Source organism: Pseudomonas koreensis (assembly GCF_025447595.1).
Lineage (GTDB): Bacteria > Pseudomonadota > Gammaproteobacteria > Pseudomonadales > Pseudomonadaceae > Aquipseudomonas > Aquipseudomonas koreensis_H.
Window position 1 is genome coordinate 320,113 of sequence record NZ_JAOEJU010000003.1, and the last position, 23,673, is coordinate 343,785.

19 protein-coding genes are annotated in these 23,673 nt (G+C 61.7%); 10 read left to right on the forward strand and 9 right to left on the reverse strand.

Annotated features, from left to right (window positions below; translation table 11 throughout):
• Nucleotides 1–44: 44 nt before the first annotated feature.
• Nucleotides 45–515 carry a DUF1289 domain-containing protein gene (locus N8H71_RS07265; protein WP_262193462.1) on the reverse strand — a complete coding sequence of 157 codons (471 nt, stop codon included), beginning with the start codon at nucleotides 513–515 and terminating at the stop codon, nucleotides 45–47.
• Between the two features lie 469 nt (nucleotides 516–984).
• Here N8H71_RS07265 and acnB point away from each other — a divergent pair, with 469 nt between their 5' ends.
• Nucleotides 985–3,594: a bifunctional aconitate hydratase 2/2-methylisocitrate dehydratase gene (gene acnB / locus N8H71_RS07270; protein WP_262193496.1), complete on the forward strand. Its 2,610-nt coding sequence runs from the start codon at nucleotides 985–987 to the stop codon at nucleotides 3,592–3,594.
• Between the two features lie 162 nt (nucleotides 3,595–3,756).
• On the opposite strand, the gene N8H71_RS07275 is transcribed toward acnB, so the two are convergent.
• The 3 genes from N8H71_RS07275 to N8H71_RS07285 all read right to left on the reverse strand — a co-directional run bounded on the left by N8H71_RS07275 (nucleotide 3,757) and on the right by N8H71_RS07285 (nucleotide 5,709).
• On the reverse strand, nucleotides 3,757–5,037 hold the full coding sequence (locus tag N8H71_RS07275) for an HAAAP family serine/threonine permease (protein ID WP_039767145.1): 1,281 nt from the start codon (nucleotides 5,035–5,037) through the stop codon (nucleotides 3,757–3,759).
• Nucleotides 5,038–5,292: 255 nt separating this feature from the next.
• Nucleotides 5,293–5,463: a hypothetical protein gene (locus N8H71_RS07280; protein ID WP_167748742.1), complete on the reverse strand. Its 171-nt coding sequence runs from the start codon at nucleotides 5,461–5,463 to the stop codon at nucleotides 5,293–5,295.
• A gap of 51 nt (nucleotides 5,464–5,514) precedes the next feature.
• The gene (locus tag N8H71_RS07285) at nucleotides 5,515–5,709 is read right to left on the reverse strand and encodes a hypothetical protein (RefSeq protein WP_074688773.1); all 195 of its coding nucleotides are present in this window, start codon (nucleotides 5,707–5,709) and stop codon (nucleotides 5,515–5,517) included.
• A gap of 273 nt (nucleotides 5,710–5,982) precedes the next feature.
• On the opposite strand from N8H71_RS07285, the gene N8H71_RS07290 reads away from it, so the two are divergent.
• Together N8H71_RS07290 and N8H71_RS07295 are read left to right on the forward strand one after the other, a co-directional pair.
• Entirely contained in the window at nucleotides 5,983–6,366 is a 384-nt protein-coding gene (locus tag N8H71_RS07290) for a tautomerase family protein (protein WP_007958838.1), read from the forward strand.
• 172 nt (nucleotides 6,367–6,538) lie between these two features.
• On the forward strand, nucleotides 6,539–7,507 hold the full coding sequence (locus N8H71_RS07295; protein WP_262193463.1) for a 2-hydroxyacid dehydrogenase: 969 nt from the start codon (nucleotides 6,539–6,541) through the stop codon (nucleotides 7,505–7,507).
• Here N8H71_RS07295 and tssA read toward each other — a convergent pair.
• The 5 genes from tssA to N8H71_RS07320 are packed head-to-tail and all read right to left on the reverse strand — an operon-like array spanning nucleotide 7,504 to nucleotide 15,014.
• The gene (gene tssA, locus N8H71_RS07300; protein ID WP_262193464.1) at nucleotides 7,504–8,592 is read right to left on the reverse strand and encodes a type VI secretion system protein TssA; all 1,089 of its coding nucleotides are present in this window, start codon (nucleotides 8,590–8,592) and stop codon (nucleotides 7,504–7,506) included. The two genes, N8H71_RS07295 and tssA, sit on opposite strands and share 4 nt — an antisense overlap.
• Nucleotides 8,589–12,410 (reverse strand): type VI secretion system protein, encoded by a 3,822-nt coding sequence (locus N8H71_RS07305; protein ID WP_262193465.1) that lies wholly within the window; start codon nucleotides 12,408–12,410, stop codon nucleotides 8,589–8,591. The genes tssA and N8H71_RS07305 overlap by 4 nt, the downstream gene beginning before the upstream one ends.
• A complete protein-coding gene (locus N8H71_RS07310; RefSeq protein WP_262193466.1) occupies nucleotides 12,407–13,171 on the reverse strand; it encodes a DotU family type IV/VI secretion system protein in 765 nt (254 codons plus the stop codon). Before N8H71_RS07310 ends, N8H71_RS07305 begins: the two co-directional genes overlap by 4 nt.
• A gap of 18 nt (nucleotides 13,172–13,189) precedes the next feature.
• Nucleotides 13,190–14,521 (reverse strand): type VI secretion system baseplate subunit TssK, encoded by a 1,332-nt coding sequence (tssK, locus tag N8H71_RS07315; RefSeq protein WP_262193467.1) that lies wholly within the window; start codon nucleotides 14,519–14,521, stop codon nucleotides 13,190–13,192.
• 46 nt (nucleotides 14,522–14,567) lie between these two features.
• Nucleotides 14,568–15,014, reverse strand: coding sequence for a type VI secretion protein (locus N8H71_RS07320; RefSeq protein WP_262193468.1), 447 nt, complete (start codon nucleotides 15,012–15,014; stop codon nucleotides 14,568–14,570).
• 228 nt (nucleotides 15,015–15,242) lie between these two features.
• Between N8H71_RS07320 and tssB the strand changes: the two genes are divergently transcribed.
• The 7 genes from tssB (at nucleotide 15,243) to tssH (ending at nucleotide 23,640) form a co-directional block, all read left to right on the forward strand.
• Nucleotides 15,243–15,785 (forward strand): type VI secretion system contractile sheath small subunit, encoded by a 543-nt coding sequence (tssB, locus tag N8H71_RS07325; RefSeq protein WP_007958861.1) that lies wholly within the window; start codon nucleotides 15,243–15,245, stop codon nucleotides 15,783–15,785.
• Nucleotides 15,786–15,814: 29 nt separating this feature from the next.
• Nucleotides 15,815–17,299 carry a type VI secretion system contractile sheath large subunit gene (tssC, locus tag N8H71_RS07330; RefSeq protein WP_039767165.1) on the forward strand — a complete coding sequence of 495 codons (1,485 nt, stop codon included), beginning with the start codon at nucleotides 15,815–15,817 and terminating at the stop codon, nucleotides 17,297–17,299.
• 76 nt (nucleotides 17,300–17,375) lie between these two features.
• A complete protein-coding gene (locus tag N8H71_RS07335) occupies nucleotides 17,376–17,873 on the forward strand; it encodes an Hcp family type VI secretion system effector (RefSeq protein ID WP_262193469.1) in 498 nt (165 codons plus the stop codon).
• Between the two features lie 15 nt (nucleotides 17,874–17,888).
• Nucleotides 17,889–18,332 carry a type VI secretion system baseplate subunit TssE gene (gene tssE / locus N8H71_RS07340; RefSeq protein WP_262193470.1) on the forward strand — a complete coding sequence of 148 codons (444 nt, stop codon included), beginning with the start codon at nucleotides 17,889–17,891 and terminating at the stop codon, nucleotides 18,330–18,332.
• Complete coding sequence (tssF, locus tag N8H71_RS07345; RefSeq protein ID WP_262193471.1) at nucleotides 18,316–20,109, forward strand: type VI secretion system baseplate subunit TssF; 1,794 nt, start codon at nucleotides 18,316–18,318, stop codon at nucleotides 20,107–20,109. Before tssE ends, tssF begins: the two co-directional genes overlap by 17 nt.
• Nucleotides 20,073–21,098: a type VI secretion system baseplate subunit TssG gene (tssG, locus tag N8H71_RS07350; protein ID WP_262193472.1), complete on the forward strand. Its 1,026-nt coding sequence runs from the start codon at nucleotides 20,073–20,075 to the stop codon at nucleotides 21,096–21,098. Before tssF ends, tssG begins: the two co-directional genes overlap by 37 nt.
• Nucleotide 21,099: 1 nt before the next feature.
• Nucleotides 21,100–23,640, forward strand: coding sequence for a type VI secretion system ATPase TssH (gene tssH, locus N8H71_RS07355; protein WP_262193473.1), 2,541 nt, complete (start codon nucleotides 21,100–21,102; stop codon nucleotides 23,638–23,640).
• Nucleotides 23,641–23,673: the final 33 nt, after the last annotated feature.

Below are 23,673 nucleotides of genomic sequence, written 5' to 3' on the forward strand. Positions count from 1 at the left end.
TTAATCCAATGTGGGAGCGAGCTTGCTCGCGAAGCTTTTGACCTTCAGTCGCCGAGGGCATCCTTGAGGAAACCGGGCGCGATGTAACGCTGATAGTGCGCTTCCGACAGCAGGAAAAATTCCCGATCAATGGCATCGCGCAGTTCCGGAAGGTTCCAGTCGCGAAATTCCGGCAGCAGCACCATTCCGTAGGCTTCCAGATTAATGATCACCCGCGCGCCCCGGGCGATCAGCTGATAGGCCCAGCAATATTCCGACTGATGCGGCACGAAGCGGATCTTGCGCTGTTCCAGTTGCAGACGCAGGCGCGCCGGATCGAAGACCTCGACCTTGCTCGCCATCACTTGTGACAGCAATTGCTCGAGACGCAGCCAGACCGCGCGCTTTTCTTCCTCGTTGTAAGCGTTCCAATGGATCACTTCGTGGTGGAAACGCTTGCAGCCACGGCACACCAGATCACCGTAAACGGTGGAGCAGAGGCCGACGCAGGGGGTCTTGATGGTCTGATTGGGCATAGAATGGGCAAAACACTTGAAACGCGGAACAGGTCGGCATGTTAGCCCTTTGTCCGCCATTCATCACCCCTCAAACGTCAGGGACAAGCGCTGGATCAAGGTTTGCCCTACCCGTACACAACGCCACCAAAGTCCAATAGAGCGCGACTTACCTTTAAATTTTTTTTGCCGTAGAATCAGCCAGCCTTTTTAGGCGCCAATGTCCGTTAGAAGCTGTTTTCAAAGCGTCACGAGCACAGTCGTTCCTTCAGAGCGGTGTTGGCGTAAGGTTTTTCCAGCGGGGAAAAGCCAAACGCCAACCCTCATCAGCTCCCCGTTCTGCAGGCGTAAAACTTTGAAAGCAGCTTCTGTAAGGAATTGCCGGTAATTCTGGCCGAACGACCCACAACGTCGTGAGGAGCATGAGTACGGCAATTTCGGGATGAGCGTCCCGGACACCCATTTGGGACCACTGATGAGGGTAATAACTGTGCTTGAAGCCTACCGCAAACATATCGAAGAGCGTGCAGCCCTGGGTATCGTTCCCCAGCCGCTTAACGCCGAACAAACTGCAGGCCTGGTCGAGCTGCTGAAGAATCCTCCGGCTGGCGAAGAAGCTTTCCTCGTTGACCTGATCACCAATCGCGTACCACCAGGAGTGGACGAAGCCGCCTACGTCAAGGCCGGTTTCCTCTCCGCACTGGCCAAGGGCGAAGTCTCCTCCCCTCTGCTGGACAAGAAGCGCGCTGTAGAACTGCTCGGCACCATGCAGGGCGGCTACAACATCGTGACCCTGGTTGAACTGCTGGACGACGCCGAGCTGGCGCCAGTGGCTGCCGAAGAACTCAAGCACACCCTGCTGATGTTCGATGCCTTCCACGACGTGGCTGAAAAAGCCAAGAACGGCAACGTTCACGCCAAGGCCGTGCTGCAATCCTGGGCTGACGGCGAGTGGTTCAAGAAGCGCCCTGTGCTGGCCGACAAGATCAGCCTGCGCGTCTTCAAGGTGACCGGCGAGACCAACACCGACGACCTGTCCCCTGCTCCAGACGCCTGGTCGCGTCCTGACATCCCGCTGCACGCCCTGGCCATGCTGAAAATGGCCCGTGACGGCATCGTTCCGGACGAGCAAGGCAAGACCGGCCCGATGAAGCAGATCGAAGAAATGCGCGGCCAGGGCTTCCCTATCGCCTACGTCGGTGACGTGGTCGGTACCGGTTCCTCGCGTAAATCGGCGACCAACTCGGTTCTGTGGTTCTTCGGCGACGACATCCCTTACGTGCCGAACAAGCGCGGCGGCGGTTTCTGCTTCGGCAGCAAAATTGCTCCGATCTTCTACAACACCATGGAAGATGCCGGCGCACTGCCAATCGAGTTCGACGTATCGAACATGAACATGGGCGACGTGATCGACCTGTACCCGCACGCTGGCAAAGTCTGCAAGCACGGTACCGACGAAGTCATCACCACCTTCGAAATGAAGACCCCGGTCCTGCTGGACGAAGTCCGCGCCGGCGGCCGTATCCCGCTGATCATCGGCCGTGGCCTGACCGAGAAGGCTCGCGCCGAACTGGGTCTGCCAGCGTTCGACCTGTTCAAGAAACCTGAAGCACCGGCCGAAAGCACCAAGGGTTACACCCTGGCGCAAAAAATGGTCGGCAAGGCTTGCGGTCTGGCAGAAGGCAAAGGCATCCGTCCTGGCACCTACTGCGAACCGAAGATGACCACCGTAGGTTCTCAGGACACCACCGGTCCAATGACCCGTGACGAACTGAAAGACCTGGCGTGCCTGGGCTTCTCCGCTGACCTGGTGATGCAGTCCTTCTGCCACACCGCGGCGTATCCAAAGCCGATCGACGTGACCACCCACCACACCCTGCCTGACTTCATCATGACCCGCGGCGGTGTTTCCCTGCGTCCGGGCGACGGCATCATCCACTCGTGGCTGAACCGTATGCTGCTGCCGGACACCGTGGGTACCGGTGGTGACTCGCACACCCGTTTCCCGATGGGCATCTCGTTCCCGGCCGGTTCCGGTCTGGTCGCGTTCGCCGCTGCCACCGGCGTCATGCCGCTGGACATGCCGGAATCGATCCTGGTGCGCTTCAAAGGCAAAATGAAACCTGGCATCACCCTGCGTGACCTGGTTCATGCCATTCCTTACTTCGCCATTCAGAACGGTCTGCTGACCGTCGAGAAGAAAGGCAAGAAAAACGCCTTCTCCGGCCGCATCCTGGAGATCGAAGGCCTGGAAGGTCTGACCCTGGAACAGGCGTTCGAACTGTCCGACGCCTCGGCCGAACGTTCGGCTGCCGGTTGCACCATCAAGCTGTCGAAAGAGTCGATCACCGAGTACCTTAACTCCAACATTACCCTGCTGCGCTGGATGATCGGCGAAGGCTACGGCGATGCGCGTACTCTGGAACGTCGTGCTCAAGCGATGGAAGCCTGGGTTGCCAACCCTGAGCTGATGGAAGCCGATGCAGACGCCGAATACGCCGAAGTCATCGAAATCGATCTGGCCGACATCAGCGAGCCTGTACTGTGCGCGCCGAACGACCCGGACGACGCCCGTCTGCTGTCCAGCGTTGCTGGCGAGAAGATCGACGAAGTGTTCATCGGTTCGTGCATGACCAACATCGGTCACTTCCGCGCTGCCGGTAAACTGCTGGATCAGGTCAAGGGTCAGCTGCCAACCCGTCTGTGGCTGTCGCCGCCGACCAAGATGGACGCTCACCAACTGACCGAAGAAGGCTACTACGGCATCTACGGCAAGGCCGGTGCGCGCATGGAAATGCCAGGCTGCTCGCTGTGCATGGGTAACCAGGCACGCGTCGAGCCGAACAGCACCGTGGTGTCGACGTCGACCCGTAACTTCCCGAACCGTCTGGGCGACGGCGCGAACGTCTACCTGGCTTCGGCTGAGCTGGCGTCCGTTGCTTCGATCCTGGGTCGCCTGCCGACCGTCGAGGAGTACATGGAATACGCTGGCAAGATCGACAGCATGGCGGCCGATGTTTACCGCTACCTGTCCTTCGACCAGATTGCCGAGTTCCGTGAAGCTGCTGCGAACGCCAACATTCCGGTCGTTCAAGCCTAACGCTGCAACGCAATGAAAAACGCCGCCCATCGCGAGATGTGCGGCGTTTTTTTATGCCTGCTGAACGATCAATTACAAACCATACCGGCACAAAAAAGGCCGACCTGCGAGGCAGATCGGCCTTTCTGTTTCACAAGATCAAACGGGATCTTGTGTTGAACCTCAAGCAGTCAGCGAGTAGATCAACGCCGAAATCGCCACCAGACCCACTGCGGTGACAAACACGTTCGACATCTGCCCACGATAACGGGCCATCGCCGGCACTTTGCGGATCGCGTACATCGGCATCAGGAACAGGATCGCCGCGATGACCGGGCCACCGATGGTTTCGATCATGCCGAGAATGCTCGGGTTCAGGGTCGCCACGATCCAGCACACCACCAGCATGAACGCTGCGACGATGCGATCCAGAGCCTTGGCGCCTGGACGCTTGCCGCTCTTGACGATCAACCCCTTCAGGCCTTCGCTGGCACCGATGTAGTGGCCGAGGAACGACTTGGAGATAGCCACGAACGCAATCAGCGGTGCCGCGAACGCGATGGTCGGGTTGCTGAAGTGGTTGGCCAGGTACGACAGGATCGACAGGTTCTGCGCCTTGGCTTCCGCCAGTTGCTCTGGCGACAGGGTCAGCACGCAGCTGAAGACGAAGAACAGCACCATCACCACCATCAGCAGGTGGGCGCGGGACAGGATCTGCGAGCTACGCTCGTCGGCGTGGACGCCGTAACGACGCTTCTGATCCACCGCAAACGCCGAGATGATCGGCGAGTGGTTGAACGAGAACACCATCACCGGAATCGCCAGCCACAACGTGTGCAGCAGCGCCGACGGTGCCGGCACCTGCGAAGCGGTGGTCAGGATGCCGCCGTTCCAGTGCGGAATCAGGTACACCGCCAGGAACAGCAGCGCGACGATGAACGGATACACCATCAGGCTCATGGCCTTGACGATCACTTGCTCGCCGCAGCGCACCACAGCCAGCAGGCCGAGGATCAGCACGAACGACAGCAGCGCGCGCGGTGGCGGCGTGATGTGCAGTTGGTGTTCGAGGAAACTGGCGACCGTGTTGGTCAGGCCGACGCTGTAGATCAGCAGGATCGGGAAGATCGCGAAGAAGTACAGCAGAGTGATCAGCGCACCGGCCTTGATGCCGAAATGCTGTTCCACCACGTCAGTGATGTCGGCGCCTTCGCGACCGGAAAGCACGAAGCGGGTCAGACCGCGGTGTGCGTAGAACGTCATCGGGAAGGCCAGCAGCGCGAGGATCACCAGCGGCCAGAAGCCCCCCAGACCTGCGTTGATCGGCAAAAACAGGGTACCGGCGCCGATGGCCGTCCCAAACAGTCCCAACATCCAGGTAGTGTCATGGCGATTCCAGCTCGACAGTTCGGCTGGTGCTGCCGCTTCAAAGCGTTGTTCGACGCTATTGGCCTGATCATTCATCCGGTCGGATCTCCGCATTCCGGTCACTTGCCACTCGGTCAGGACGCGTCGGAAAAAACCGACAGACATGCTCCGGCCGAAACAGGGGCGCGATTCTCCGCGATAAATGAGCAGAAGCAAAGACTTAGCTGAGGAATGGTTGTACGGAGCAGATTGGAGGCTTGTCGTTTTTGGGAAAAACTCTGTCGGCGCCAGATACGCCACATGTCGTTTTATGGCATGTACCGGCGCCAAATGAGCCATGGGAAAGCCCGATCAGATCGATCGGGCCAATATGAAGCCAAGGGACATGCAGAAGATGCCGAAGCCAAACAACCCCAACATCGGAAGCATTTCACCTTTGTGTTTGATGCGCATTCTTTCGACCCACTCATCGTGCTCTCGCTCTGAGCGTTCCATTCTGGCCTTGCGGTCATATGTACTCATGTTGATCTTCCTTTGAAGTTCATGGGCCTGACTGTTTTGAAAGGCGAACACTTAAAATTTGAAAAAAAATCCTGCTACTGCAGTGAATGCGGTCAACACCCCACCAAATACCGCGACTGGATACAGGTTCGCCTCCCACCTCAGCTTCTTTTCCTCCGCCAGCAGCTTTTGTCTTTCAGCCACGAGCTTTCGTGACTCATGTTCCAACCTGTCGAGTTCCAGGCTTTCACGATCGTTATGAAGCATTGGCCTTCCTTGGCTGATGGCAATTTCCGTCCGGGTTGCCGCTCCGTCCTGAAGAGCGCATCCCATCCTGCTCTCTATGGTTTCGCGCTTCTCACCCCGCCGCATAGCGGATGAATCCGGCAACACTCGTAGGCAACATCCGTAAATCCCGCAGGACGGTGCGTCCATTTCCTAACGTTTTTAAACAACCTCACCGTCTGGCATTTTTCGGCTATACCCAATGGCGAATTGACTGACATCCCCGTCCAGTCCCCTCGCCTGTGGAGCCATCCCATGCCTCTCGTCCGCGTCGACATCAAGAAAAACCCGGACCCGACGTTCGCCAAACGCATTGGCGAAGTGATTTACGCTGCCCTGCGCAGCGAGATCAATGTGCCGGAACACGACAATTTCCAGGTGCTGGCCGAGCACGACGACCAGCACTTCGTCTATGACCCGCAATACCTGGGGATCCAGCGCAGCGACGGCATCGTGTTCATCCAGCTGACCATCAGCGAAGGTCGCACCGTGGAAATGAAACAACGGCTGTTCCAGACCATTGCGCGCAACCTGAACCAGCAGTTGGCCGTGCGTCAGGAAGACGTGTTCATCAATCTGGTGGAAGTGAAAAAAGAGAACTGGTCGTTCGGCAACGGCATCGCCCAGTACGTGACCTGATTCTGTAACTGCCAGCGCCGACCTCACCTTCTGACGAAGCACCCGCGCGCTCCCCGCATCAGCTCCTACACTGCCTGATGCGGGGCCGTGCCAGCCATTGCCAAACCGCTCTGGAATCAGCACTCTGAACCGACTTTTGCGCCCGAAGACCGACGATCACAGGAGCCGAGCAATGCCCGCCACCGTTCTGGTACTGGTTGAAACCATCAATGACTATTTGCCGATTCTCGAACGTCAGGGTTTTCACCTGATTCTTGCGCCGACGCCTGCCGAACGCGCGCAAGCCATCGCCACCCACGGGGCACGGATCGACGCGGTGCTGACCCGTGGCCCGCTGGGTTTATATGCTGAAGAAATCGCCGCGTTGCCCGCGCTGAAAATCATCTGCGTGATCGGCGCCGGTTACGAACAGGTCGACCTGCAAGCTGCCAGCGACCGTGGGCTGACCGTAACCAACGGCGCCGGGGTCAATGCTTCGTCGGTGGCCGATCACGCCATGGCCATGCTGCTGGCGCTGGTGCGGGACATCCCGCGCTGCGATGCGGCGGTGCGTCGGGGCGAATGGCCGAAGATCATGCGCCCGTCGCTCGCCGGCAAACGCCTGGGGATTCTCGGGCTGGGTGCGGTGGGGATGGCGATTGCCAAACGCGCGGGCCTGGGCTTCGACATGGAGATCAGCTACCACAACCGTCAAGTGCGCAGTGACGTGCCTTACGCGTTCTGCTCGACCCCGACCGAACTGGCACGGGCCTCGGACTTTCTGGTGGTCGCCACACCCGGCGGCATCGGCAGCCAGCATCTGGTGACCCGCCCGGTGCTCGATGCCCTGGGACCCAATGGTTTTATCGTCAACATTGCCCGCGCCAGCGTGATCGCCACCGCTGACCTGATCAGCGCGCTGGAGCAACGTCGAATCGCCGGCGCAGCACTGGATGTTTTCGATCACGAGCCGCAAGTGCCCGATGCGCTGAAGGGCCTGAGCAATGTGCTTCTGACCCCGCACGTCGCCGGACTGTCACCTGAAGCCACCCAAGGCACCGTTGAGCTGGTGGGCAAGAATCTGGTGGCGTTCTTCTCCGGCCAACCGGTACTGACGCCGCTCCAGCTGCCGCCCAGACTCAATAACCAGCGCGTGCACTAAAGCACGCCGAGCAAAGTCCACAAACGCCGGGATTCGGCGTCCGCCGAAATCAGCTCGCCGAGCAATTCGCTCAACGGCTTGTTGCCCCACTCCACCCCGCGCCGGATCAGATACGGCACCGGGCTGTGGGGTTCGGTACGGGCCAGGTACTCGGCGATCAGCAGCAATTGCCGATAAGCCTCTTCACGACTGGCCGGTTCACGCGGCACTGGCGCGGCTTCGGGCGTGACCGTGACCGCCGCTTCAACCGGCGAGACCGCGACCGGCGCAGGCGGCGGTGCCGACAGCGGTTGTTGTGGGTGCATGGCGATGAACTCCTGAACCAGTGTCAACAACGCTTGAAGGGTGTCCTGCAACGGCCCGAGCCCCGGCCCCTGATGACCCAGAAACGCATCGCACCAGGCATCCAGACGCTGCAGGTGTTGCAGGCTCAGCAGCAGATTGCCTTGATGGCGCAGCCAGAACGCCATGGGCGTGGCCCGCACCTGCTCAATGAGTTTCTTGTGTTCGCTACGCGCAGTTTCGGCCGACGCCTTGGCACCTTTGGAGTCATTGGCCTGTACCTGCTGCACCTGAATCCGTCGCCAGGTTTCGAGGGTGTAACCCTCAAAATCGCTGTTGTTCGCGCCGAATAAAGGCACCCGGGTCAGCAGCACTTCGCTGTAACGACGCACCAGCCACTCCAGCGGAATCGCCCGCCACGACTGGTCACCGTCGTCGGCCTGCGGATGCAACTGTTCGGGATAGCGCTCACACAGACCGGCGATCAGCGCCAGACTGCCCGGCAGTCCATCGAGTGCCTGCAAGTGCAGCCAGGCCTCGCCCAGCCAGGCGCTGAGCATCAGATCCTTGCTGCGTTCGAGCAATAACGTGGTGGTGAGCCGCTCGACTTCCGGCCAGTTGGCCCGTTTCAGGGTCGATTGCCAGACGCCCGTGGGCAGACTCGCGTCGTCCTCGCGGCGAAGATCGCGCAACTGGTCGTACTCGCGCTCATAGCGCAGATCCGCACCACAGGGTGCATCGTCGCTGATGGGCGCGAGCAACTGATCGATCAGGTCCGGCAACGGGGTCGAGGGCAGGCTCACAAATCCTCCTTCTGCGCTTCAAGGGCGGCGGTGGTGCCGGTCACCTGGAACGGTGAACGCGGCGCGCGGGTCGGCAAAGGCGGAATCGACAACGGCAGCTTCGAGCCCTGGCTCATCAGCGACACGCGCACGAACATCCGGGTGAATTCGCTGGTGACGCTGTCGTTCTGCGCAGTGACCGGCAGGCGCAGGCTCAACGGAAAGTCGGTGTAATCCATGCTCGGCTGGCGCTGCACCGAGAAGTGTGCGCGCATCAGGCGCAACAGCGACCACGGCCCGCCATACTCCCAACCGGCCTCCAGATCACGCACCACCAGGTTCGGTTGCAGCGGATCGTTGACCGGACGCTCCTTGCCGTTGCGCGCCCAACGCAGGGTCAGACGAATCGGCTGGCCGGGCATCCAGCGCAGGTTTGGCTGATCGGCAGCGGGATAGCTGATCTGCTGATTGCCGGCCAGCATGCCCCAGGCAATCACTTGATCGGCGCCCTTCTCTTCTTCACGATCGGTGCGCCAGCGCACGTCCAGCTCGACGCCGAGAATGCCGCTCTTGTCGCGCACGAACAGCGGCGTCAGCCAGACGCTGGCCTGCTTCACCCGGTTGAGAAAATCTTCTGCCGCCAGCCGTTCCGGGGTCTGGCTCAGAACCAGTCCGGCCTGGGCCACCGGCAAGCGCTTGTCGATGATTTCCAGAAAGTGCTGGACCCTTGCCGGATCGGCATCCTGCGCCTGCACGCCATTGGCAAACGGAAAGCGGTCGGCCAGGTATTGATTGAAGTAGCCGGCCAGTTCGTTCCACGCAGCCGCCGCCTGTTGCTGTTGCAGAAACTGGCAGCGTTGCAGGGCCGACTGTTGCAACTCCACCGCCCGCATCGCGAGAGTGCCGCGTCCACCGGTCAGATTGGCGGTCTGCAACACCTGCACGCAGGAGCCGGTGTCCATTTCAATGAAATCGCGGCTGACCAGTTGCTCGATCTGCGCCGGCGAACTGGCGGGGTTGGAATCCTTGTACTTGAGCAATTCGTCGTTGAGTGCGCTGAACTGGGTCACACGCTCGTAATCCAGCGCCGACAAATTACCCTGCTGGGTCTTCAGCCATTCCAGGGCCGGTGCGCGACGCTCGGTGATGCCGAGCATGGTGTTGAATTGCTGCTTGAGGCTCAGCTTCAAATCCTGCACATCGCTGGCGCCGTAGAGTTGCAGACCAAGGTTTTTCGAGCCGTCCCACTGGCTGATTTCCGTGCGGCCACCGAACAGCGGCTGCGCGGTGATTTCATCCAGCCCGCCAACAATCTGCGCCATCGCCCGGCGGTTCAACGCCCCTTGCAGACGTGCCGCCAGATCACCGCGATGGACCTCGACAAAGGCCTTTTGCAGGTTCATCGCCTGCACGGCCTGCACGTTGAACACCTCATAGGGATGAGTCTGGTCATCGTGATCCTTGAGGCTCAACCACATCGCTTGCGCGGCAGCGGTCTCGGCTGCTTTCAGCAGTGCTTCGCGATAGGCCGGCGGAATGCGCGGCAACTCTTCGGCGACGTAACTTTTGTAACTGGCGAAATAATTCAGCGACTCGTTAAGGTCATCGCCGTCCACGGTCTGGCCTTGCCGGTTGACGCTGTCCTGGCTGGCGCGCAGGGCAGTCGAGACGAAGTCACGCTTGAACAGCGCCTGCACCGCATTATTGAGCTTGACCACCTGTTCCTGCAGCGCCAATTGCCCGCTGCCCTGCTGCACCAGCAGATTGCCCCGCGAGCCCACTTGGGCAATCCATTGATCGCGAAAACTCTGCTGCAACTTGCCGGCCTGTGCATCAAGCTGCTGTTCGACGGCCGGGCCGAGCAATGAACTCTTGCGCACCTTGTCGAGAAACTCGCGGTAACCCGGTACCAGCTCCTGACCCTTGCCGCGACTCCACGTCGAGTTGGTCAGGGCGATCGCCGCTTGCAGGTCATCGATCAGCGCACGCAGGTCTTCCAGTTCGGGCAGGCTGTTGCCACTTCCGGCTTCAAGTTGTTCCAGGTGCAACTTGAGGTAGCCGGCCTTGCTGACGAAGTTATCGGCCAGAAAATACTGATCGAGCCAGCGCTCCATCAGCCCGGTGAAATTGCTCACGATAAGCGGCCGCTCGACGCTCAGATCCAGCGCCTGCAAGTCACCGCCATCACTGACCGCCAGTAAACGGTTGTAGTAGGCGGCATGGGGCAAGGTTGCGGCGTTGAGGTTGAGCGACAGCGCGCTGTTGCTCAGTTGCGCCAAGTCTTCCAGCGGCGCCCGCTGATTGTTCTGCACCTGGGCGAACAACTGATTCTGTTGTTCCAGACGCAAGGCTCGCTCGACCAGATCCGTGGCCTTCTGATAATTCTGCCACTGCGCCGGGTCTTCGCTTTCGACGCTGGTGCGCCGGTCGGTGGCGCGGATCGCCTTGATTTTCGCCAGCTCCGCGACCAGCAGATCGTGCAGCGGTTGCAGCATGTGGCGCTGGGTCGACCTGAACACTTCCTGTTCGAGGCGTCCGTCCAGCGAAGAAAACCACGATGTCGGAAAGGCCAGCGAAACGTAGTGCCAGTGCGGTGCCCGTTCCAGCACCCGCCAGAAGTTCTGCACGTTGCGCCGGGTCGGCTCGACCCGATGTTCGTCGTCGGTAACCGCCACGTAATTCTTCTGCGCGCCTTGCAGCAGCCGCGCCAGTTCATGGGCGTCCTTGACCGACGCCTGCCAGACCCAGAGCATCGCCACCGCCCAGACCACCCCGACCACCAGCGCCACCCCTGCAGTCACTCGTTGCCAGCGCTGGCGCAGGCGCAACAGGCGCGGCACGCCTTGGGCCAGCCCGCGTTCGCCGACGATTCGCTGGCGCCACAACTGCCGGACAAACGCACTTTGCTGCAGGCCGCTGTCATCGGCAGAAAAACCGTCCAGCGCATCGTCGGCCGGTTGATTGGCCGTCAGGTAAACCCCGCGAAAGCACGGCGCCTCGCCCTGAGCGTTGCCTTGAAACACCGGTTCGAGCACGTTCTGCAAACCACGGCGCAGGGTTTCCAGTCGTTCCGGCAAGGCGTACAGATCCGCACTCAAATGCCCGGACAAGGTGCCGATTTCGATCACCGCTTCCGCCACCGCACGATGCAACCGATCCAGCGCCTGATCGCTCCATTGCCCCTGCCACACCGCATCGCGGGCATAGGGCGACGACCAGCCCAAGGTGCGATCGCGGGCCTCGTCCGGCAAGGCGCTGATCAGCTCCTGAAACCCCGGCAGTTCTTCCAGCCCGGTGATGACCACATACACCGGCAGGCTCAAGCCAAAACGCTGCAACAGATCGATGAAACGCCGACGCGCCGCCAGACCGAGTTGCGTGGCCTGTTCCAGATTACTCAACCGACTGACCGGTACCGTCCAGATCACCCCGTCCAGCGGACGCTTGCTGCGCAGGCGCAGGATCAACCCGAGCAGGCGCCACCAGCCGCCGCGTTGCAGGTGCATGCCGTCTTCCGGCAGAAACAGCGCCTGGGGCACCACCAGCACCGCGCCTTCGGAATCCGACCACCAGCGACCGAACCACGCCGGTTTATCGGTGGGTTGCAAACGCCACTGAGTGGCGAGTTGCGCGCCCTGGGTTTCATCGCCAAGCATCAACAGCCAAGGCATCTGATACCGGTCGTGGGCGCCCTGCTCCTGTTCCATGTGCCGCACGGCGGCGTAGAAACTGCGGATCGCTGCGCCGCTCTGGGTACGCAGCCACCACACCGCCACCGCGATGATCACCAGCAGCAAAAGAATGGCGACCACCCAGGCCACGATCGTCAGGGTACTCATGAGTCATGCTCCGACGCCGTCAGCGTGTCGGGCGCCTGCAACACCGGCTCCAGTTCCTGACGGATGTCGCGCCACAGAAACTGCCCGAGCCCGGTCAGCAGCAGAATCATCGCCAGAATGCCCAGCGCCAGACGAAAGCCATCGGGCAACGCCGTGCGTACCGGCAACTGCAAGGGTGTCGCCAGCGAAGGCTGTACCAGTCGCTGACTGACAGCGGCGTAATCGGCCTCGTCCTGCCAGGCAAACGTGAACAGGGCCCGCCGCCATTTTTCCCGTTGCACCTGACCCTGCTCACCGCGCAGGCGTCCGTGGAAACCGAGGATCAGGCACTGCAAATACACGTTGGCCAGATCGCGGGTGGTGGGCTGCTGTTCATCGAGCAAAGTCTGGATCGCCGCCGGCACTTGCTCGCCGGCCTGACGGCTGGAATACAGTCGCGACTCCAGGGGTTTTTCCTGCCAGGCGCTCTGGCCCGGCCACGGGCTGAACAACAGGGTTTCATCAACCAACGCGACAAAGGCATACACCAGCGCCTTGACCTGTTCGGTCGCCGAGTCGCCGACCCGCGCAAACGCGGTGCGCCACAGCCGTTGCGAAGTCTGGGTCGAGAGCTCGACCACGGTTTCGACCAGCGCCGCTTCGTCCTCGCTGTCCTTGGGCAACTGACTCCAGTCCTGCGACCACTGCTGCCACGTCTGGCGGAACGCACTGCTCAGCGGAGCGTCCTGCAACCCGAGGCTTGCGGCACTTCCTTGCGACATACGACGTTCCTTGTATGGTCAGGCACGTTCACTGTTCTGGGCGACAAACAACACCACTTGCCACGGACTGCTGGTCAGTTTGGTGGCCGGCGCTGCGATCATCAGCGGCAGTTGCGCGTCGAACCAGCTGCCTTCGGCGGCCACCACGAACAGCGGGGTGTCGTCGCCGACGCTGTAAGCCACCTGCTCGCTGCGGCTCATGGCCTGATGCGTCAGACCGCTCATGCGCTGGCGGCTGAGCAAGGCAATGTGCGGCGCCGAGGCGATGATCGCGCCCCGCAACCATTCGCCGGCCGCCTGCTCGCTGGCGCCGTTGGGCATGCGCAGGCCGATGACCAGCCGCTGGCTCGGTTGCTCGTCCGGCAACTGAATGGAAAAACTCTGCTCGCCGCGCTCGAATGCGATGCTGCGGTAACCGGCGCGGATCAGTTCCAGGGTGTTTTCCAGCCAGTCGAGCAGTGGTTCGTAACCGCGCTGCAATTCGAGAAAATCCAGTGGCGCAAAAGCCGGCACACCCGCCAGCGGATCCAGCGCCGACCACGCACCGGCGAGTCCCAGCAGTTGCACATAAATGCTTTGCGGATGAGCGACACGACTGATCAGCGCCCCTTCCACTTCCGGCAACCGCGCCCACAACGCCGTCATCTGCCGACGGATTTCCAGCGCGTCATCCTGATTGCCGGCCTGCTGTGCCTGGCGCAATCGCCCGCCGAGAAACAGGCACTTCTCCCGAGCCCGCGCACAGAGCCCGGCTACCCGCCGACCCAGTGGCGATTCCGGCAATAGAACCGGTGTCGGCGGCGTGTAAGGCAACGGCAGGAAACCGCCACCCTCCTTGCGGATTTTCAGCAGCGGCAGGCAGATTGAATCGGCCTTGTTCAGTTGTGTGCACAGCCGTGGATTGGGACGCCACACCGTGATCGATTCAGGAAATTCGCCACTGGTGAGATCCGGCAATGCTTCGCCGACCACCGATTGCAGACGTCCCTTGAGCGGCAGCAATTGACCCGCGCGCCAAAGCGGACTGATCGCCAGGTAGACCGTCACCGTCGCATCATCCGTGGCGTCGATCGCGGCAGCGACGTCCAGCTCCAGCGTCGGGTCGACGCCGACTTGCAGATTGACCGGCAGACCGTCCGGCATCGTCCCCTGCAACGACAGCATCCGCACCACCCCGGCGCTCATCGCCGACGGATCGAACTCCATGTAGCTGACGCCGAAGAACCACGGATTGCACGCCTGAGCCAGATGCGCGCCGAGCGCCTCGGCCCGCAGGCCCTGTAACTGAAAATGCTGTGGCAGCAATTGCATGCCTTCATGCCAGCAGACCGCGTCAGGTAGCAGACTCATACGACTCCCTTCGACTGCACCGCGAACCGGCGGCGGACGGTGTGTTTCAGTTTTCCTTGCTGACCAGGCTCATCTCGCGACTGTCGAACTTGAGCCATGCGTCGCTCTGATCGTCCAGCCGCAGGCGGTGCGCTCCGGGAGTGTTATAGCTGGCGAAGACCAAAAGTCCAGCCGCCCGCTTGCCCCCCAGCGGGAACGGCTGGCGGTCGATGAATTGCCCCGGCACCAGCTCCAGTCCCCACACGCTCATCAGCTGACGATAGTCGCGCTGATACTGCTCGCGCTCGGCAAACCACTGACGGGCACTGATGCCCGACAGTTGCTTGAGCAGATCCGGATCGTTGACCGCGATGAAATCCACGGCGATCGGGGTGTCGTCATTGGCCTTGGGCGCGACGTCGAGGGTCAGGCTGTCGAGATCCACTCTCGGCCCGAAAAATGAACAGCCGGCGAGCAGCGCAAACCCGATCGTTAGAAAAAGTCGTGCAGACAAAATGAATTTTCCTTTTCGCCAGTCAGTCCAAAAAAGTTTTTCGCTTGCATTTTTATAGACCTGTTCTAGCGTCTTGGGTAGTTCGGTTCCTACAGCCGAATGAGGAAGGTTTGTCAAAGGAACGACAGGTCATCTGCCACCCTTTCTAACCTGTGGTCCAGCAAGGGAAAGCGATGAACGGGCCTCCCCGATGCATTGCGCCCGCTCATCGCATCGGAGTCCGCCGACATGGCAGAAAGTACCCAGCACAAGCTCGACCGGGTTCGCCCGCCCCGAGTGCAAATCACCTATGACGTCGAAATCGGCAACGCCATCGAGAAAAAGGAATTGCCGCTGGTGGTCGGCATCCTCGCCGACCTCTCGGGCAAGCCGCTCGAACCATTGGCAAAACTGACCGAACGCCGTTTCACCGAAATCGACCGTGACAACTTCAACGACGTCCTCGCCTCCATCGCTCCCCGCGCCACGCTGCAAGTCAACAACACCCTCAGCGGCGACGACAGCAAGCTCAACATCGAACTCAACTTCAAGCACATCGATGACTTCGACCCGGTCAAGGTGGTGGAGCAAGTCACGCCGCTGCGGCGTCTGTTCGAAGCCCGCCAGCGCCTGCGCGACCTGCTGACCAAACTCGACGGCAATGACGATCTGGACAAGCTGCTGCGCGACGTCATCGCCAACACCGAAGGCTTGCAAGAGATCAAGTCGGCCCGCCCGGACACCGCTGTCCCGGCCGCTGACGCCGAAGCTCCGGCCGAACCGCAAGCCTGATCGTCCACCTGACCGAGGAAGAATTCGCCATGCCCGCCGCCGCCCAGAATCAAGCCAGCGAAAATGCTGCTGCCGAGACTTTATCCCTGCTCGACCGGATCATCGCCGAGGGCCGCATGGCCCATGACGACAGTCAGCAGGATTACGCCCGCGACATGCTCGCGGAATTCGCCACCCAGGTGCTCGACGAAGGCATGGCCATCGACAAGGACACCGTGGCGATGATCAACGACCGCATCAGCCAGATCGACGAGCTGATCAGCGCTCAGCTCAACGAAGTGCTGCACCACCCGGACCTGCAGAAACTCGAAGCGTCCTGGCGTGGCCTGCACATGCTGGTGCAGAACACCGAAACCAGCACCCGGCTGAAACTGCGCCTGCTCAACGTGACCCAGAAAGAGCTGCAGAACGATCTGGAAAAAGCCGTCGAGTTCGACCAGAGCGCCCTGTTCAAAAAGATCTACGAAGAGGAATACGGCACCTTCGGTGGCCATCCGTTCAGCCTGCTGGTGGGTGACTACACCTTCGGCCGCCACCCGCAGGACATCGGTCTGCTGGAGAAACTGTCGAACGTCGCTGCAGCCGCCCACGCGCCGTTCATTGCCGCCGCCAGCCCGCGCCTGTTCGACATGAACAGCTTCACCGAACTGGCGGTGCCGCGTGACCTGTCGAAAGTGTTCGAGAGCCAGGAGCTGATCAAGTGGCGCTCGTTCCGCGAAAGCGAAGACTCGCGTTATGTCTCCCTGGTGCTTCCGCACTTCCTGCTGCGCCTGCCCTATGGCCCGGACACGTCGCCGGTGGAAGGCATCAACTACGTCGAAGACACCAACGGCACCGACCACAGCAAATACCTGTGGGGCAACGCCGCGTGGGCGCTGTCGCAGCGCATCACCGAGGCCTTTGCTAAATACGGCTGGTGCGCGGCGATCCGTGGCGCTGAAGGCGGTGGTGCAGTCGAAGGCTTGCCGGCGCATACCTTCCGCACCAGCTCCGGTGATCTGTCGCTGAAATGTCCGACCGAAGTGGCGATCACCGACCGCCGCGAGAAGGAACTCAACGACCTCGGCTTCATCGCCCTGTGCCACAAGAAGAACAGCGACATCGCGGTGTTTTTCGGTGGCCAGACCACCAACAAGTCCAAGGTCTACAACACCAACGAGGCCAACGCCAACGCACGGATATCGGCGATGTTGCCGTACGTGCTCGCGGCCTCGCGTTTCGCCCATTACCTGAAGGTGATCATGCGCGACAAGGTCGGCAGTTTCATGACCCGCGACAACGTGCAGACCTACCTCAACAACTGGATCGCCGACTACGTGCTGATCAACGACAACGCACCGCAGGAAATAAAGGCGCAGTACCCGTTGCGTGAAGCGCGGGTGGACGTCACCGAAGTCGCCGGCAAGCCCGGCGCCTATCGCGCGACGGTGTTCCTGCGGCCGCACTTCCAGCTCGAAGAGCTGACCGCATCGATCCGCCTGGTCGCCACCCTGCCGCCTCCGGTAGCAGCCTGACCTGCCTGTGCCCGCAGGATTTCCTGCGGGCGCTCCCCCGTTTGTCTAGCGCGACAACCTTCAGGAGTTTCAAGCGATGGATGCAATCATTCTCGACCTCGGCGGCGACATCAAAGGCGACAGCCTGCTCGAGGGCTACAAGGACAAGATCGAAGTCATGTCCTACAGCCACAACGTGGCGATGCAGGTGACCAACGACGTCAGCAACTCGGAGCGAACCTCTGGCCGGCCGCACATCGGCGAGTTCACCCTGACCAAATTCGTCGACAGCTCGACGCCCTCCCTCAACGAATACTGCTGCGCCGGCAAGCCGATCCCGGAAGCCAAGATCACCATCGGCCGCAACGCCGCCGAAGGCAGCGGGCAGATCATGCCGTTCATCATCTACACCCTGACCAATGTGGTGCTGTCCAACGTCAGCGTCAGCGGCGGCACCGGTGGCAAACCGGTGGAAACCATTTCCCTGAACTTCACCAAAATCAAATGGGAGCTGACCGCGCAGAAGGACGACGGCACCAAGGAAGGCACTGCCGGCACGGTATGGGACCTTGCAGCCAACAAGGCCAGCAAGTAACCGGACGCAACGGCCATGGCAGGCACGGGGATTCTCCCGCCGCTGTTCGAACGCCTCGCGTCCAGCGAGGCGGATGGCGTGCAGGCGTTCGATCGCCAGGGCCTGCTCGACTCGGTGCACACCGAACTGGCGCGCCTGTTCAACACCCGCCGTGGCCCGCGCACCCTGACCTCCCCGCCCAGCGTCATCGACTACGGCATCGCGGACTGGAGCGCCCTGCAACAACAGCGCAGCGATGACCGTCGCCGTCTGGCGCGGGATATTCGCGAAGCCATCACCCATTTCGAACCGCGCCTGCTGCTTGGCGAGGTTCAGGTCAATCCCCTGCCCGAGCACCCGCAGCGCCTGAGCATTCGCCTGCTCGGCGAGTTGCGCAGCGGCACGCAGCACTGGCCGGTGGCGTTTGTCATCGAGCCCGGCAACGAAGGGCTGGAGGTGCGCCATGAGCGACTCGATTGACCCGCAACTGCTCGACTATTACCAGCGCGAACTGACCTGGCTGCGACATGCCGGCGGACAGTTTGCCGAGCGCTATCCGAAAGTCGCGCGACGGCTGGAACTCTCCCCCGGCGAATGCCCCGATCCGCACGTCGAACGTTTGCTGGAAGGTTTCGCCCTGCTCGCCGCACGCCTGCAACGGCGGCTGGATGACGACTACGCCGAATTCAGCGACGCATTGCTCGAACAGCTTTATCCCCTGGCCATGCGCCCGTTGCCTTCGTGCGCGATTGTCCAGTTCGAGCCGGACCCGAGCAAAGGCAACCTCGACGGCGGCTATCCCCTGCCCCGGGACACGCCGTTGTTTGTCACCACCAGCAAGGGCGAAAGCATCCACTTTCGCACCAGCGCCGCCGTGCGCTTGTGGCCGGTCGAAGTCAGCGAGGCCTTGTTGTTGGGCAGCGATGAAGCGCAGGCCCTGACCGGTGTGGCGCAGTCCCGTTCGGCGCTGCGGCTGAGTCTGCGTTGCCTCGGCGACAGCCAGTGGTCCGAGCTTGGCATCGAACATTTGCGCATTCACCTGGCCGCATCACCGGTAATCAATGCCAGCCTCTATGACTTGCTCGGTGCCCATGCGGTGCAAGTGCTCGCAGGCTCGCCAGGGAGCATTCCCGCCAGCGTGAAGGGCCTGCCGAAAATCGTCGGTTTCGCCGACGACGAAGTGCTGCTGCCGGACGAAGACGGCGTGCATCCGGGCATGCGTCTGCTGGCCGAGTACTTCGCGTTCCCGGACAAATTCCACTTCTTTGATCTGCCACTGTCCGGCGTGTCGAGTGACAGCCAGATGCTGTATCTGTACATCGTTTTTGACCGGGCCCCGGCCGGCCGATTGCACTTGCAGGCCAGCGATGTAGCCCTCGGCTGTGCGCCGGTGATCAACCTGTTCCCGCGCACTTCAGAGCCGCTGCGCCCGGACGGCACCCGCAGTGAATACCGCTTGATCGCCGACAGCCACCGGGAAAACAGCGTCGAGATCCACAGCATCCGCAGCGTACGCGCCAGCTCCGCCAGCGGTGTGCAGCGGCTGCCGGCGTATTTCGGAAGCCAGCACAGCAGCGGTGACCGGCAACGTTACTGGCACGCGCGACGGGTCAGCGGACAGACACCGAACCGGCTCGGCAGCGACCTTCTGGTCAGCGTCGTCGACACCCGTTTCGAACCGCAGACCGACCTGCCCGATTACAGCCTCACCGCCGAACTGCTCTGCACCAATCGGTATCTGGCCCAGAGCCTGCCCGCCGGTACACCGCTGGGTTTCGAACGGCCGGGCCCGGTGGCGTGGGCGCGCCTGCGCAATCCGCCGAGTCCGCAAAGCCTGCCGCGTCTGGACGGTGATTCGCGCTGGCGGCTGGTGTCGCAACTGACCCTCAATCATCTGTCGCTGGTCGAAGGGCCCCAGGCGCTGGATGCGCTGAAGGAAATCCTGACCCTGCACAACCTGCGCGATGAGGCCAGCGCCCTGCGTCAGATTGAAGGCCTGCTGAGCCTCGGTTGCGAACGGGTGATCAGCCATGTCGGCGCCGACGCCTGGCGCGGTTGGCGCAACGGACTTGAAGTGCAATTGCAGCTTGATCCGCAGCATTTCGTTGGCAGCAGCGCCGTGTTGTTTTCAGCAGTGCTCGCGCAGTTCTTTTCGGTGTACGCCACAGCCAATCGCTTTGTGCGCACGGTACTCATGCAGGCAGACAAGGAGGTCAAGGCATGGCAACCCCAAGCCGGCATGCCCCTGTCGCTCTGACCCTGAGCCAGCGCCTGCGCCGCGATCCGCAGGCATTCGAATGGTTGCAGGCGTTGCTGTTGCTGGAGCGCGAACAGCCCCAGGCCGACGCCCTCGGTTCGGGCACATCGCCACAGGCCGAAGCGCTGAAATTGCGCGGGCCGCTGACGCCGTTGTTCGCCGCCAGCCAGATCGAAAGCCTGGAGGAAAACCCCGGTGAACCGCTGACCCTGAACTCGCCGATGTTCGGCCTCGGCGGCCCCGACGGCCCACTGCCTTACGCTTATCAGGAATGGCTGCAACAGCGTGCGCGGGCCAAGGATCACGCGCCCGCCGAGTTCCTCGACCTGTTTCAGCATCGGTTGCTCAGCCTGCTGTACAAGGTGATGCGCAAACACCGGATCGCCCTCGGGTTTATCACGCCCGGCGCCTCGCCGGTGCAGGCCCAATTGCGGGCGCTGACCGGGTTGTTGCCCAAATCCCTGCAAGAACGTCAGGCGATTCCCGACTGTGCCGTTCTGGCCTGCACGGCGTTGTACGCCGATGGCCGCCGGTCGTTGGCGGGGTTCGCGGCAATTGTCCGCGAGCAGTTTTCCGTGCCGGTGGAACTGAGCGCCTATGAAGGGGCGTGGCGTGAAATCCCACACGCCAGCCGCAGCGTCATGAAGGCTGGCGGACGCAATCTGCAACTCGGCCGCAGCGCTGTCGCCGGGACTCGGGTCTGGGATGAACATGCCGGGATTCGCCTGACGCTGGGGCCGCTACCATCGACGCAGGCCGCGCGCTTCTTGCCGGACGGTGAGGCGCATCCGGCACTGGCGAGTCTCGCTGCGCTGTATTTCGGCCCGGATCTGGACGTGAAACTGGTGTTGCTGGTGCGCGGTGCGGGGCCACTGCAACTCGGCCGACAAACCCCGGCCCTGTTGAGCTGGAACGGTGGCCTGCAACGTCAGACCAGCCTGACCGTGCAACGGATCGAAACCCGCCTGCGTCAGCTGGAGATCACCTGAAATGGAACTGGCCAGCCTGATCGGGCGCCTCAACCCGGACAACCGCCGCGCCCTCGAACGTGCCGCGCAACGGTGCTTGCAGCGCGGGCATCACTTTGTCGAGATCGAGCATCTGCTGCTGGAACTGCTGGATATCGAGGGCGGCGATTTTGCGTTTCTACTGCCGCGTTTTGGATTGGAACGGGATGCGCTGACGGCGGAGATCAACAAGGCGCTGGATCTGTTCAAGGCTGGCAGCACGCGCACACCGGCGTTGTCTTCGCACACGCTCGGGTTGCTGGAAGACGCAGTGGTACAGGCCAGTGTGCTGGGCATCGACAGCATTCGTTCCGGGCTGCTTTTATTGGCGTTGATCGACCGTGACGAGCGCCGCAGCCTGCTGCTCAACAGTGCGTCGTCGTTGCTGCGAATTCCCAAAGAAGCCCTGCGCGCAAACCTGCTGGAGTGGACGGAAAACTCACGCGAGCACGTTGGCCCGCGCTCTGTGTCTTCGGGGAGTCCAACGACACGCCAGGACTCGGTGCTCGATCAATACACCCAGGATCTGACCGCAGACGCCCATGCCGGGCGCATCGACCCGATCGTCGGTCGCGACGGCGAAATTCGTCAGTGCATCGACATTCTTTTAAGACGCCGGCAAAACAATCCGATTCTGGTCGGTGCGCCGGGCGTAGGCAAAACCGCCGTAGTCGAAGGCCTGGCGCTGCGCATCGCCGCCGGGGATGTGCCGCCGTCGTTGCAGGAAGTCAGTTTGCGGGTGCTCGACCTTGGTTTGCTGCAGGCTGGGGCCGGGGTCAAAGGCGAATTCGAACAGCGGCTCAAAGGTGTGATCGACGCGGTTCGCAGCGCCGATAAACCGATCATTCTGTTCATCGACGAGGCCCACACGCTGATCGGCGCTGGCGGTGCTGAGGGCGGCAGCGATGCCGCCAACCTGCTGAAACCTGCGCTGGCCCGAGGCGAGTTGCGCACCCTCGCCGCAACAACCTGGATGGAATACAAGAAATACTTCGAGAAAGACCCGGCCCTCGCCCGCCGTTTTCAACTGGTGCAGGTTGAGGAACCCGACGAAATCACCGCTGTGGAAATGCTTCGCGGCGTGGCAGCCAAACTCGAACAGCACCACGGCGTGCAAGTGCTGGACGCGGCGATCCACGAAGCGGTGAAACTCTCGCATCGCTACATCTCCGGCCGCCAGCTACCGGACAAAGCCATCAGCGTCCTCGACACCGCGTGCGCCCGGGTCGCCCTCGGCCAACACGACGTGCCGCCACCGCTGGAGAGCCTGCGCCACCGTCAGCAAAGCCTGAAAGAAGAAGTCGAACGGCTGCGCCGGGAACAGGCCACCGGGCTCGATCACCGGGAGCGCATCACCCTGCTGGAAAGCGAATCGAAGACCAACGTCCAGGCCATCCGCGAACTGGAAACCCGCTGGGGGGAAGAGCGCGTCGCCGTGCGCGAACTGCTCGATACCCGCCGCGAATTGCTCGACCTCAGTGAACGCGCCGACAGCGACAAACCCGACGAAGCCACCGACAGTCGCATCGATCATCTGGCCGCCGAACTGCTGCGCCTGGAAGCCGGGCTCGATGCGATTCGCCAGGACGACCCGCTTGTGCCCGAACAGGTCGACGGCAAAACCGTCGCCGCCGTGATCGCCGGCTGGACCGGCATCCCCGTCGGCAAAATGCTCGCCGACGAAGCCCACGCCGTGCGCACCCTTGGCACACGCATGGGCCAGCGCGTCATGGGTCAGAGCACCGCGCTCAACACCATCGCGCAACGCTTGCAGGCCTATCGCGCGGGGCTCACCGATCCGCAAAAACCGGTCGGTGTGTTCCTGCTGGTCGGCCCCACGGGCGTGGGCAAAACCGAAACCGCGTATGCGTTGGCCGACGCGCTGTATGGCGGCGAACGCAATCTGATCAGCATCAATCTTTCGGAATATCAGGAAGCCCACACCGTCAGCCAGCTCAAGGGTGCACCGCCTGGCTACGTCGGTTACGGCAGTGGCGGTGTGCTCACCGAAGCCGTGCGGCGCAAACCGTATTCGGTGGTGTTGCTGGATGAAATCGAGAAGGCGCATCCGGATGTGCTGGAAGCGTTTTACAACGTGTTCGATAAGGGCTTGATGGAGGACGGCACCGGGCTGGTGGTCGACTTCAAAAACACCGTGATGCTCGCGACCAGCAATGTTGGCGCTGAGCTTTTACTCGATACGCCGGTTGCACAACTTGGTTCCGAGGCGTTCAACGAAGCGCTGCATAAAGTCTTGCTGCAAGCCTTCCGCCCGGCGTTTCTGGCGCGCATGACGGTGGTTGCGTATCGGCCGCTGGATGAGGCGACGCTGGAAGGGATTGTGCTCGCCAAGCTGGAAAAACTGCGCGGTCGTTACAAGGCTGCGACCGGCAAGCAGTTCGAATTTGATTCGGGAATCGTCAAGGCCGTGCTCGCCAAATGCAGCGCGGCGGGTGCGAGGGATGTCGAGAACGTGTTGATGACGCAGGTGACAGGGAAATTGGCGGAGTGGGTGTTGGAGTAACGCCCCGCGTCCGCAGCAAGTGCACGAAAACCG